The 12,383-nt window shown below is 70.8% G+C and carries 9 protein-coding genes; 6 read left to right on the top strand and 3 right to left on the bottom strand.

Annotated features, from left to right (window positions below; translation table 11 throughout):
• Nucleotides 1-86: 86 nt before the first annotated feature.
• Nucleotides 87-761 carry a leucine efflux protein LeuE gene (leuE, locus tag ACNPQM_RS15785; protein ID WP_358859607.1) on the top strand — a complete coding sequence of 225 codons (675 nt, stop codon included), beginning with the start codon at nt 87-89 and terminating at the stop codon, nt 759-761.
• Between the two features lie 92 nt (nt 762-853).
• On the opposite strand, the gene ACNPQM_RS15780 is transcribed toward leuE, so the two are convergent.
• Entirely contained in the window at nt 854-1,993 is a 1,140-nt protein-coding gene (locus tag ACNPQM_RS15780; RefSeq protein ID WP_418084503.1) for an acyltransferase family protein, read from the bottom strand.
• A 230-nt stretch (nt 1,994-2,223) separates the two neighbouring features.
• Here ACNPQM_RS15780 and ACNPQM_RS15775 point away from each other — a divergent pair, with 230 nt between their 5' ends.
• Both ACNPQM_RS15775 and ACNPQM_RS15770 read left to right on the top strand, forming a co-directional pair.
• The gene (locus tag ACNPQM_RS15775; protein WP_418084469.1) at nt 2,224-3,771 is read left to right on the top strand and encodes a hypothetical protein; all 1,548 of its coding nucleotides are present in this window, start codon (nt 2,224-2,226) and stop codon (nt 3,769-3,771) included.
• Nucleotides 3,768-6,125 carry a glycosyltransferase gene (locus ACNPQM_RS15770; protein ID WP_418084468.1) on the top strand — a complete coding sequence of 786 codons (2,358 nt, stop codon included), beginning with the start codon at nt 3,768-3,770 and terminating at the stop codon, nt 6,123-6,125. Before ACNPQM_RS15775 ends, ACNPQM_RS15770 begins: the two co-directional genes overlap by 4 nt.
• A gap of 102 nt (nt 6,126-6,227) precedes the next feature.
• Here the strand turns inward: ACNPQM_RS15770 and ACNPQM_RS15765 are convergent, their stop codons facing one another.
• Nucleotides 6,228-7,601 carry a polysialyltransferase family glycosyltransferase gene (locus ACNPQM_RS15765; RefSeq protein ID WP_418084467.1) on the bottom strand — a complete coding sequence of 458 codons (1,374 nt, stop codon included), beginning with the start codon at nt 7,599-7,601 and terminating at the stop codon, nt 6,228-6,230.
• Nucleotides 7,598-8,581 carry a glycosyltransferase family 2 protein gene (locus ACNPQM_RS15760; protein WP_418084466.1) on the bottom strand — a complete coding sequence of 328 codons (984 nt, stop codon included), beginning with the start codon at nt 8,579-8,581 and terminating at the stop codon, nt 7,598-7,600. The genes ACNPQM_RS15765 and ACNPQM_RS15760 overlap by 4 nt, the downstream gene beginning before the upstream one ends.
• 209 nt (nt 8,582-8,790) lie before the next feature.
• Between ACNPQM_RS15760 and ACNPQM_RS15755 the strand changes: the two genes are divergently transcribed.
• Genes ACNPQM_RS15755 through ACNPQM_RS15745 form a run of 3 tightly spaced genes read left to right on the top strand, consistent with a single transcriptional unit; the run spans nt 8,791 to nt 12,380 of the window.
• Entirely contained in the window at nt 8,791-10,149 is a 1,359-nt protein-coding gene (locus ACNPQM_RS15755; protein ID WP_418084465.1) for a DUF6716 putative glycosyltransferase, read from the top strand.
• Between the two features lie 20 nt (nt 10,150-10,169).
• Entirely contained in the window at nt 10,170-11,432 is a 1,263-nt protein-coding gene (locus tag ACNPQM_RS15750) for a cytidylyltransferase domain-containing protein (protein WP_418084464.1), read from the top strand.
• Between the two features lie 12 nt (nt 11,433-11,444).
• Nucleotides 11,445-12,380 (top strand): N-acetylneuraminate synthase family protein, encoded by a 936-nt coding sequence (locus ACNPQM_RS15745; protein ID WP_358859599.1) that lies wholly within the window; start codon nt 11,445-11,447, stop codon nt 12,378-12,380.
• Nucleotides 12,381-12,383: the final 3 nt, after the last annotated feature.

The following is a 12,383-nucleotide window of genomic DNA, read 5'->3' as shown; positions in this document are numbered from 1 at the left end:
GCCTGCTCGACGGCGAAGGCTGAGCCCCGAACCGCCTGCTGAGACGTCTGGACGGAGTGCCGTACCCCCGTGCGACACTCCTGTTCATGCTGGGTGTCACTGACCTTCCGACCTATCTCGTCGGCCTCGTGCTGATCGTTCTGCTGCCGGGGCCGAATTCGCTGTACGTGCTCTCGGTCGCCGCCCGCCGCGGTGTGCGGACCGGGTATGTGGCGGCTGCCGGTGTGTGGACCGGTGACACTGTGCTGATGACGCTGTCCGCGCTCGGCGCGGCCTCCCTGCTGCAGACGACGCCGGTGCTCTTCGCCGTCGTCAAGTACGCGGGCGCGGGCTATCTGACCTGGCTGGCGATCGGCATGCTGCGGGCCGCGGCGTCCATGTGGCGCGAGCGGCACCGGCAGATCGCCGAGCTGACGGACGAGGCCGCCGGACCTGACAGGACGACGGCCGCCGGGGCGGCGGAGCGGCCGTACCGGCGGGCGCTGGTGGTGAGCCTCTTCAACCCGAAGGCGATCCTGTTCCTGATCTCCTTCTTCGTGCAGTTCGTCGACCCCGGGTACGCCTATCCGGCGCTGTCCTTCCTGTTGCTCGGGTCGCTGCTGCAGATTGCGAGCTTCCTCTACCTGTCGGCGCTGATATTCGGCGGCACCCGGCTGTCCGAAGCGTTCCGCCGCCGCAAGCGGCTGTCGGCCGGGGCCACTTCGGCGGCGGGTGTGCTGTTCCTCGGGTTCGCGGCGAAGCTCTCGCTCAGCAGCGTGTGAGGCGGACGGGCGGCCCGTTCAGGGCGAGTCCGGCGGACTGCGGCCGATCGTCACGGGGATCGAGGCGCGCTACGGGGCGCGCTGAGCGATGATCAGGCGCGGCGGCCCGCAACGCCTGTCAGTGATCTGCGCAGCCGCGGTGTGAGCCACCGCTCCACGTACCGGTGCAGCAGCCAGGCCAGCGCCAGCATCAGCACCACCGTGAGAACCGCCGTCGCCCACGCGGGGACCCCGAGACGCTGGTGGAGCATGTTCACCGCCACCCAGCCCAGATGCTCATGGACCAGGTAGAAGGGGTACGTCAGAGCTCCCGCGACGGTCAGCCACCGGTGGTCGAAGCGGGCCAGGGCGCCCAGCGCGATGGCGGCGACCGCGGCGAAACCGGCGGTCACGATCGCGATGATGACCAGTGACGAGCGGTACGAGAAGGCGTGCGGGCCTGCCGGGTGCCACAGATCGGCCACCGCGAAGTGCTGGCCGAGCAGCCAGCTGACGCCGACGATGCCCCAGGCCGTGGCGTCCCGCCGGTTGCGGTGGACCAGGTAGAGCCCGATGCCGCCTATGAAGAACGGGGCGTACGCCGGCATCAGGACCACGTCGAGCAGCGGATCGCCGGATGCCTTGCCGAGCGCCGCTGCCAGCGTCCACGCGGCGCAGAACAGGACGATCCGTCGCCGGTTGGCCCCCGGCAGGACGACGCACACGGCGAACAGGGCGTAGAAGCGGATCTCCGCCCACAGCGTCCAGCACACGCCCAGCACCCGGTCCACGCCCAGCGGCTGTTGCAGCAGCGTCAGGTTGACCAGCGCGTCGCTGGGCGAGACCGCCTTGTACGCCACCGTCGGCAGCGCGAAGACCAGGGTCACGAGGACGACCGACGCCCAGTACGCGGGCAGCAGCCTGGCCGCCCGCGAGGCGAAGAACGCCGCGAGCGAACGGCCCCAGCCGCTCATGCAGATCACGAAACCGCTGATGACGAAGAAGATCTGTACACCGAGACAGCCGTAGGCGAACCATGTGTGGGCGGACGGGAACAGGGAGGCGGCGGAGACTCCCCACGCCGTGGTGATCTCACCGCCCCGGCCCCCGTAGTGGTACGCCGCGACCATCAGCGCGGCGACCAGCCGCAGCCCGTCGAGGGCCCGCAGCCGGGGTGCGGGGCGCGCCTGCGGTGACCGGGGCCCCACCTGCGCGCGGGTGGTGGAAACCTGCTCGATCGTCCTGCCGGGCATCTCCGGAGTGATGGTCACTGACGTCCCTTCCAACAGCGGCGAGGGTCAGGCTAGGGCGCCGACGGCTGCGGAACGGGCGGGAAGGGAGCAGTTTCCTGTGCTGACAGGGCGAGTTCATCTCGCGGCTGTTCAGGTTTCTTAACTTGCTACGGAACCTCACACGGTTGTTGAACATCCGTACCCCTTCTCACGCCCCCTTCCCCCCACGGGCACCAGACGCTTGGAGCGCCATGACGAAAGCCCGCACCCGCTGGCCACGGCAACGTGACGCGGAGGACTCGGCCCCGCCCGAAGGCGGGGCGTCCCACCTCGCCACCGTCCTCCCGACGGAACTGGAGACCTGCCTGCGCGCCTGTGCCGCGCACAGCGGGAAGCTGGTCGCCGGGCTCGACCGGCGGCGTACGGCGCTTGCGGAGGCGCTGCGGAACCTGCTGGCCACCCACGCCACCATGGAGCAGACGGCCGCCGCTGCCTCCCCGCTCCCGCTGCTGCGGCGCCCGGGCAAGGGCGGGACAGGATCCTCGCTCGTGCTCGGCGACGCACTGCTCGACCCGCTGCTCGCGGTCGGCAACAAGGCGCTGGACTGCGGTTACGAAGACGAGCTGAAGCTCGCGATCCTCATCACGGACGCCGTGCTCACCCAGCGCAGGCGCTCCCGCGCCGGCTGGCGGCTGCGGGCCCGGACGCTGGAGGCGATGGGAGCGGAGGACGCCGCGGTCGAGGCGTACGAGCGCTACCTCGGGCTCACCGACGAGGACGGCTTCGGTGTGGCGGCGAAGATTGCCGGCCTGCGGGCCGGCGCCGAGCGCCAGGACGAGCTCCTGCGGAAGCTGGAGCTCGGCTGCCCGGAAGCCGGCGAGTTCACCGGCCGGTCCGTCACCGAGTCCTGGGGCGAAGGCCTGGAGCTGCAGGCGCGCGGTGACTGGCGTGCGGCCCGGCCCCGGCTGATCGGCGCGCTGCTCACCCAGGACCGGGCCGGAGCCCCGGTGCCGGAGATCCAGGAGGCCGCGTCCCAGTACCTGGGCCTCGCGATGGAGGCCGGCGGGCTGGCGGGCAGCGGCGCCGGCGGTTCCGCCGGTCCCACCGACCTCGCCCTCCTCACCGACCTGATCGCGCTCTACGCCGAGCAGCGCCGGACCCGGATGCGCGGCCCGATCGGTGACCCGGCCTTCGGCGACGTCGAATGGACCACGCTCGGCGAATTCCGTAACCGGATAGCGGGCAAGTCGATCTGCCTGATCGCCAACTCACAGCGCGTCGGCAGCAGTTCGATGGGCGCCGAGATCGATGCGTACGACCTGGTCGTCCGCTTCAACTCGTACCGGATCGACCCGTCGGCGACCGGCAAGCGCACCGACATCCACGCCACCATCCACAAGCACGGCTTCAACTGGGACCGGAAGGTCCACACCCGGCTGGTCTTCGGGGGGATCTCCGGCGACTGGAAGTACTCGCTGCGCAACCGGCTCGTACCCGGCGCCCAGAAGTACCTCGGCGACGAATCACTGCGCTGGCCGCTGCGGGACATCGGCAAGGTCGGCACCGACGTCTGGCCGGCGATCCCCACCAGTGGCTTCAACATGCTGTGGCTGCTGGACTACCTGGACGTCAGCTCGCAGCTCGACCTGATCGGCTTCGACTTCTACGAGAGCGGCGCCTACCGCCTGCCCGCCGCGATGAAGATGCCCATCACCTCCGTGCACGAGTACACCAGCGAAAAGGCGTGGGTCATGGAACGCGCCCAGAGTGTCACCGATATGAGGATCAGACTGCGATGACGACGGCCACCGCGACCACCGCGTACGCACCCGTGCCCGCGCCCCGGACCCCCGCCCCCGCGAATGCGCTCACCGGCAAGCGCCGCGTCGCCTTCGCGAGCTTCGTGGACGAGAACTACCTGCCCGGCTTCCTGGCCCTGCTGCGCAGCCTCGCCCTGTCCAACCCCGGCGTCTGCGAGGACTTCCTCGTCCTGCACGACGGACTGCGCCCCGCCTCCGTCGCCCGGATCCGGGCGCTGCACCCGCGCGTCGATTTCCGCCGGGTGGACGCCGAGCACTACGACTCGTACGCCAAGGGCGACCAGGACAACTACCTGGTCCGCAAGGCGTACTTCATCCTCGACGTGTTCCGGGTGCGCGACTACGACACCGTGATCACCCTGGACACCGACATGGTGGTCCTCGGCGATCTCGGCGAACTGCTGAAGCTGCGCGACGGCCTGGCCGCCGTGCCGCAGTTCTTCTTCGGGCAGCACAAACTCAACAGCGGGCTGCTGGTCATCCAGCGCGAGTACCTGAGCGACGCGTTCTGCGCGAAGATCGACGAGGTCGGCCGCGCGGGCACGTACGAGCTCGACAAGCACGACCAGGGCATCCTGAACGCTGTCCTCGACGGCGACTTCGTGCAGCTCGACGCCCGCTACAACTTCGTCAAGCGGCGGCTCTCCGGCGACCTGCCGGTGCCCGACACCACCGCGATCCTGCACTTCACCGGGCGGCACAAGCCCTGGCAGGGCGGCGAGGCCGGCTACGGCCAGGCCGAGGACCGCTGGCGCGAGTTCGAGCTGTCCGACGCCGAACTCCACGCCGCGTACCTCGCGCTGCCCGGCACCAAGCACCACGACCTGCTGGTGCACTACGGGACCCCGCACGTCCGCCGCACCTGCGACCCGGAGAGCGCCCGCCGGGTCGCTGCCGCGCACATCGCCGCCGGTGAGTACCAGGAGGCGGCCGACCTGCTCGGCGGTGTCCGGATACCCGTCGACGACGCCTGGCCGCACGAGGTGCTCGGTCACGCGCTGATGAGCGTCTCCCGTTACGAGGAGGCCCGCGCCCAGCTCCTCCTCGCCACCGCCGCCCCCAACCGGGCCGCGACATCCTTCGCGCGGCTCGCCCAGATCGCCTGGATCCACGGCGACGACGCCACGGCGACGGCGTACGCACTCGAAGGGCTCGGCGTCGACCCGACCCACCGGGCGAACCGGCTGATGTACAAGCGCACCAAGGACCTGCCCACCCCCGCTGAGGGACCGGCCGCCGGGCAGCTCGCGCATGTCGCCTTCTACATGGAGCGGCAGGGCAACGCCGGGGACAAGCTGCTCCCGGAGAGCGTCCGGCTGGCGTTCGGCCAGGACACCGGCCCGGCCCGCTGGCACTCGGTCCACGCCCACCGCCTCTTCGACGAGGCCGCGCTGGAACGGGTCAACGCCCGGCGCGGACTGGTCATCGGCGGCGGCGGCCTCTTCATTCCGGACACCGCGCCGAACGGCAACAGCGGCTGGCAGTGGAACGTCCCCGACGAGCTGCTGGAGCGGATCGACGTACCCGTCATGGTGTACGCCGTCGGGTTCAATGCCTTCGACGGCCAGGCGTACGGCCATGGCCGGGACCGGTTCCTCTCCTCGCTGCGGAAGCTGGTGGAGCGCGCCTCGTTCTTCGGCCTGCGCAACCACGGCTCCATCGAGAAGGTCCGTGAGCTCCTGCCGCCGTCGCTGCACGACAAGGTCCGCTTCCAGCCCTGCCCGACCACGGTCACCCGGCAGCTGGTGACGGGGTGGACCGACCCCGTGCAGCGCGAGAACACCGTGCTGATCAACGCCGCGTACGACCGGGCCGGACTCCGCTTCGGCCATGACTACGCGCACTTCCTCGCCGAGATGGCCACCGCGGTGAAGGAACTCGGCAAGTACGCCGAGGTGAAGTGCGTGGCGCACTCGCTGGACGACGAGCGGATCGCCTTCGACCTGCGGCGCGAGCACGGCGTCTCGCTGCCGGTGATCCCGATGTACGACTTCGGATGCGACGAGATCCGGTCCACGTACGCCCGGACCAAGCTGGTCATCGGGATGCGCGGGCACGCCGGCATGATCCCGTTCGGCTGCGGTACGCCGATCATCAGCCTCATCTCGCACCCGAAGATGGCGTACTTCCTCTCCGACATCGACCGGCCGGAATGGGGCATCTCCGTCCATGACCGGCACCTCGGGGCACGGCTCGTGGAGCGGGCGGCCGGGCTGCTGGACGACCACGCGGCGACGGTCGCCGATGTGCACGGCAGGCAGCAGGAACTCTGGAAGGTCACCGAGGCGAACGCCGCGGACCTCCGGGTGATCCAGGGCGGCGTGCGTATCTGACGGCGCGACGGAACGGGGCGGGACGCCGACCAGGCGCCCCGCCCCGTTCTCTTGCCCTCGATCGCCGGGCGGGCTCGGCACGGAGCACCCGGTCGAGCCGTCTCAGCGGAGTACCGCCCGCCGCAACGTCTTCGCCCGCCGCGCAACCCTGCGCACCGCGGCGTTCCGCGGCAGGAACGCGAATTGCGCGGGCACGCCACCCGGCAGCCCCAGCGAGGTGAGCCGCTTGCGCTTGAAGTAGCGCCAGGTCGTCGCCGTGAGATGGGTGGAGAGATACCGCTCCGCGGCCGTCCGCAGCTCCGGATAGATCTTCGGCTGCATCGTGAAGCCGACCGCGGTGACCAGCTCGTTCAGCTCGACCGGTGCCACCGTCTCCGCCGCTGTGACCGCTTGCCGGTCGCCGAGGTCCGGAACCAGGGCGTCCACCAGCGTCACCGGAACCCGGTTGCTGTTCTCGAACGGCGACAGCCGGTCCAGCAGCATCTCCGTACCGACCCGGGCGACCGGCAGACCGTAGAACGCGGACGCCGTGAGCAGCGCGGTCGAGAAGCAGCCGACGACCAGCGCCGGACGCATCCGCTGGTACAGCACCTCGGCGAGCACCGGCGCGGTCAGCACCCCCGAGTCCAGCACGGTCAGCTCCGCGCCGAGTCTCTCCGCCTCCGCCTCCATCGTCCGAGACCACTGCGCCGGCGCCGTCGGGTGCGGCTTGAACACCAGCCGCTTGTGGCCGAGTTCGACCGCCCCGCGCATCATGCGCAGATGCAGCTCCTCCTCCTGCGCCGCGCTGATCAGCCCCAGCGCGGAAAGGTACTGGCCGAGCAGCAGCGCGGGCGCCCGGACGGACGGCACGCTCCCCACCACATCGCGGGCGTCGGCCAGTTCACCGAGCACCGTGAGGAACGCCTCGGTCGGCACGACCTGGGGCGCGACCCCGAACTCCGTGAGCAGCAGCGGCTTCAGTCCCGGCACGAGGTCGAGATGGAGCAGCCGCCGCACCCGGGTGCCGGTCAGCGGGTCGATCTTGTTCCTGGTCGGGCCGTAGCTCATCAGCCCGTCCGCGTACACGTCGATCGGTGCGCCGGTGAACATCTGGGCGACCGCCATTGCCGGGTTGACCTGGATCGACTCGATCGCGAGCTCGACGGCGTCGTCCCCGAGTCCCCACGCGAGGCGCAGATGACGCTCCCACAGCGGTACGTCGTCCGGGCGCGGGGCCCAGCCGCTGGGGTGGAACGGGGCGATGGTCTCGTTCCACGACACCACGTCGTCGAACCGGCCGCGCAGCGCGTCGAACCCGGGCATCGCGTCGACGGCGGGTGTCGTCTCCGGAATCGCCGCATTGTTCGAGACGAGCAGGATGCGGCGGTCGGCGTCCGCGAAGGCGCCCGCGTCCAGCGCGGCCGCGAGGGTGGCGGCGCCGTAGAGGGTGGAGGCGAGGAAGATCTGCGTCGTGCGGGTCCGGCTGCTGCTCATGCGGCCGCCACCTCCTTCGCAGCGACCGGGCGGCGACGCAGCCGGCGCAGCAGGGTCGCGCGCTGTACGTCCATCGCGTCCAGGGCGTCGTCCAGCACGTCCTGCGGCATCCGCTTGAGTGCGGCCGCACTCATCGACTTCAGAGCCCGGGCCACGGGCGGTTCGAATCTCTCCATCGAACTCATGTGATGAAAAATGATGGCGCAATAGGTGCGGACCGCTTTCTGCAGAAGGGCCTGCGCATCGCGGTCCTCCGCCGTTTCTCGTACCACTTGATCAAATGAGCGAATGAAATCGAGCTGGCGGACGTCACCGATCTGCGTCAGTGACGAGGCGACGCCGCGCCGGTAGAAAATGCCGAGAAATCCGAGTACCGCGAAGGAATCCGCCTCGCGGTGCAGCCGCCAGATCCACGGCCGGTCCTCGGCGGTGCGCAGACCGTCCGTGAAGTGCAGCAGTCCGCGGTCCAGGAGCCGACGGTGGTAGAGGCCCGCCCAGGCGTACGGGTAGTCGACCGAGGTGGTCCGCGCGGCGGGCAGGATCGCGTCCCGCGGGTCCATGACCTCGTCGCGCCGGCCGTGCGGCACGCGGTGCACCGTGCGTGTCCTGCCGTCGACCTGCACATGGTCGGTGCGGACGAAGTCGCAGCCCAGTGCCTCTGCCCGGGCCAGCAGCCGGGAGAGGTACCCGGGGGCCAGCCAGTCGTCGCCGTCCAGGAAGGCGAGGTACTCGCCGCGGGCCGCGTCCAGACCGGTGTTCCGGGCGGTGGCCAACCCGCCGTTCTGCTTGTGTCTGCTGACGACCACCCCCGGAATCTCGTCCTCCGCGCGGCGCAGTATGTCCGCGGTCCCGTCGGTCGAACAGTCGTCGACGAGGATGAATTCGAAGTCCTCGCGGGCGTTGGACCGCAGGCTTCTCAGGGTGTCGGGGGCGTATGTCTGCACGTTGTAGAACGGCACGATGACGGAGAGCTTAACCACCCGTCTCACGCTAGGCGGGCGCTCGTCATTTGCCCTGGCCCCAGAAGGGACGGGAGGTGAACGACGAATGTCGGAACGATGAACCAGGCTGAATCCACAGTGACACAGGACCTTTTGTGAAGCTGATTCGCCAAGCGTCGGCGGGCTGTTAACCATCTGTTGCCATCACGTTGGGCCATGAATCGAAATGCCTTCCTAACTTCTAGGACGTGCCCCCACGTACCAGCAAGACCTCGGCGCTCCGGGTAGCCGTACTCGCCGACTCGGACACCCGGTGGAAATGGGGCGCGCTCACTGCGCGCCGCCTGACCACCGGGTCCCCGGACGCTCCCCGCGCAGCGGAACGGCCGGTCGAGATCAGCGGACTGCTCCTGCGCGGCCGGGCCACCCCGACCGCCCGGCAGCTCGCCGAAGTCGGTGACGTAGGGGTCGAGACCGGCCGGGTGCGCGAAGTGACGGCCGTGGAGTTCCTGCACTCCGTGCGGGACGAGGGGTACGACGTCGTGGTCCTCGCCCTCGTCGGCGGCGCGGTCCAGGCCATGCTGCATGGCCTTGCCGCCCTGCAGCTGCCCGCCAGGCCCGTCGTCGTCACCGGCTATGTCGGTGTCGTCTACGAGAAGCTCGCCGACGGTCTGCTGCTGCGCCACGGCGCCGACGTCGTCCTCGCCAACTCCCGCCACGACGCGGAGCGTTTCCGCGCCGTGTACGAGGGAGTGGGCGCCGATGCCTCGGCCGTCACGGAGGCCGCACTGCCGTTTCTCGGCGGCGCACCGCACCGGCCGCAGCAGGGCCGCGACACCGTGGTGTTCGCCGCCCAGCCCTCCGTGCCGGCGTCCCGCGCCGACCGTACGTACCTGCTGCGCAGGCTCGTCGAGCACGCCAGGCTGCACCCGGACCGCGAGGTGCTCCTGAAGCTGCGTTCCAAGCCCGGCGAGCACACCACACACATCGAAGAACTCCCGTACCAGCGGCTCGCGGAGAAGCTGCCCGGCGGACTGCCGCCCAACTTCCGCCTCGTGTACGGGCACATGGGCGAGGTCCTCGACCGCACCGACCTGCTGGTCACGGTCTCCTCGACCGCCGCGCTGGAGTCCCTGCACCGGCGCATCCCCACCGCGATCCTCAGTGACCTCGGCATCCGCGAGGCCCTCGGCAACCACCACTTCATCGGCTCGGGCCTGCTCACCTCGTGGGACCGGCTCGACGGCGGCTCCCACCCGGAGCCCGACGAGAAGTGGCTGGCCGGCCAGGGCGTCGCCGCCGACGGCAGCTACGGCACGGCTTACGAAACCGCACGGGCCCGCGTCGAGGCGCTGCTGGCCACGCCCCGCCTGCCCGACCTCGCCCCGTACTACACACCCGCCACGGCCCCCGGCTACCTGCCCGGCATCCTCGCCCGCCACCACCTGGCCCCCGACGGCCACCCGCTGCCCGGTGCCGCCGCGCCGCGCGAGACCGGCGGGGTGCGGGGCGCGGTCCGCGACGCGGTACGGGAAGCCGCGCGCGGCGCGTACCGGCAGGGCGTCCAGCGGGTCGCCCCCGTGATCCGGCGGATGGGCGAGCTGTGACAACCAACCCAGGAGCAGAGATGACGCCGACCTCGGCACCCAAGCCGGACCCGACCGTGCTCGCCGTGATCCCCGCCCGCGGCGGATCCAAGGGCGTCCCGGCCAAGAACCTCGCCCAGGTCGGCGGCATACCGCTGGTCGCCCGCGCGGTCCGCGCCTGCCTGACCGCTCGCGAGGTCACGGACGTCGTCGTCACCACGGACGACGCGGCGATCGCGGACGCGGCCCGGGCGGCGGGCGAGGCGCTCGGCGCCGCCGAGCGCGTGCACTGCGTCCAGCGCCCGCCGGCCATCGCGGGCGACACCGCGACCAGCGAGGCGGCGGTCCTGCACGCACTCGACGCGTACGAGGCGATGCACGAGCGCATCGCCGACGTGGTGCTGCTCGTCCAGTGCACCAGCCCGTTCGTCACCCGCGAGGACATCGACGGCGTGGCCGCCGCAGTCGTCCGCGACGGCGCCGACACGGCTGTCACCGTCGCCCCGTTCCACGGTTTCATCTGGCGCGACGGCAGCGCGGTCGAGGACGGCACCCACGGCGTCAACCACGACAAGGCCGTCCGCCCGCGCCGCCAGGACCGGCCGCAGGACCTGCTGGAGACCGGCGCCGCCTACGCGATGGACGTCGCCGGCTTCCGTACCCACCGGCACCGCTTCTTCGGCCACACCGCGCTGGTCACCACCGACCCCGCCCGGGTTCTGGAGATCGACGACCCGCACGACCTGGCCCGCGCCCGCGCCCTCGCACCGCTCCTGGACCCGTCACCGCTGCCGACCCGCGAGGACATCGACGCGGTCGTCCTCGACTTCGACGGCACGCAGACCGACGACCGGGTCCTGATCGACTCCGACGGACGCGAGATCGTCGCCGTCCACCGCGGAGACGGTCTGGGTATCGCCGCCCTGTGCAGGGCCGGCCTCGACCTCCTGATCCTCTCCACCGAACAGAACCCGGTGGTCGCCGCCCGCGCCAACAAGCTCAAGGTCCCCGTCCTGCACGGCATCGACCGCAAGGACCTCGCCCTCAAGCAGTGGTGCGACGAGCACGGCATCGCCCCCGAGCGGGTGCTCTACGTCGGCAACGACGTCAACGACCTGCCCTGCTTCGCCGTCGCCGGCTGGCCCGTCGCCGTAGCGAGCGCCCATGACTCGGTACGCGCCGCGGCGCGCGCCGTCACGACCACCCCCGGCGGCTTCGGCGCCATCCGCGAAATCGCGGCGTGGCTGCTCGGGCCCACCCTCACCGGCCACCTTTCCACCCCCACCAACTCCACCACCAAGTAAGGAAACACCCCCATGAGCACCTCCCGTCTGCGCACCCTCGGCACCCGCACCGCCGGCCCGGGTCAGCCCGTCTACATCACCGGCGAGATCGGCATCAACCACAACGGCGACCTCGACAAGGCCCTCGCGCTGATCGACGTGGCCGCCGAAGCCGGCTGCGACGCCGTCAAGTTCCAGAAGCGCACCCCGGAGATCTGCACCCCGCGTGACCAGTGGGACATCGAGCGCGACACCCCCTGGGGCCGGATGACGTACATCGACTACCGCCACCGCGTCGAGTTCGGCGAGGCCGAGTACCGCGCCATCTCCGACCACTGCGCCGAGCGCGGCATCGACTGGTTCGCCTCCCCGTGGGACACCGAGGCCGTCGCCTTCCTGGAGAAGTTCGACGTCCCCGCCCACAAGGTCGCCTCCGCCTCCCTCACCGACGACGAGCTGCTCCGCTCGCTGCGGGCCACGGGCCGCACGATCATCCTCTCGACCGGCATGTCGACCCCGCGCCAGATCCGCCACGCGGTCGAGGTCCTCGGCTCGGACAACATCCTTCTCTGCCACGCCACGTCGACGTACCCCGCGAAGGCCGAGGAGCTGAACCTCCGCGTCATCAACACCCTCCAGCAGGAGTACCCGAACGTCCCGATCGGCTACAGCGGCCACGAGACCGGCCTGCAGACCACCCTCGCCGCCGTCGCCCTCGGCGCCGCGTTCGTCGAGCGCCACATCACCCTCGACCGGGCCATGTGGGGCTCCGACCAGGCCGCCTCCGTCGAGCCGCAGGGCCTGACCCGACTGGTCCGCGACATCCGCACCATCGAGGCCTCCCTCGGTGACGGCGTCAAGAAGGTGTACGAGTCCGAGCTCGGCCCGATGAAGAAGCTCCGCCGCGTCGCGGGCGTCGTCGCCGAGAACACCGAGGCGGCCCCGGCCGCCGAGCCGGTCGCGGTCTGACGG

The sequence above is a fragment of the Streptomyces sp. NPDC056231 genome, assembly GCF_048270745.1.
GTDB lineage: Bacteria > Actinomycetota > Actinomycetes > Streptomycetales > Streptomycetaceae > Streptomyces.
This window is presented reverse-complemented; position numbering and strand designations above follow the sequence as displayed.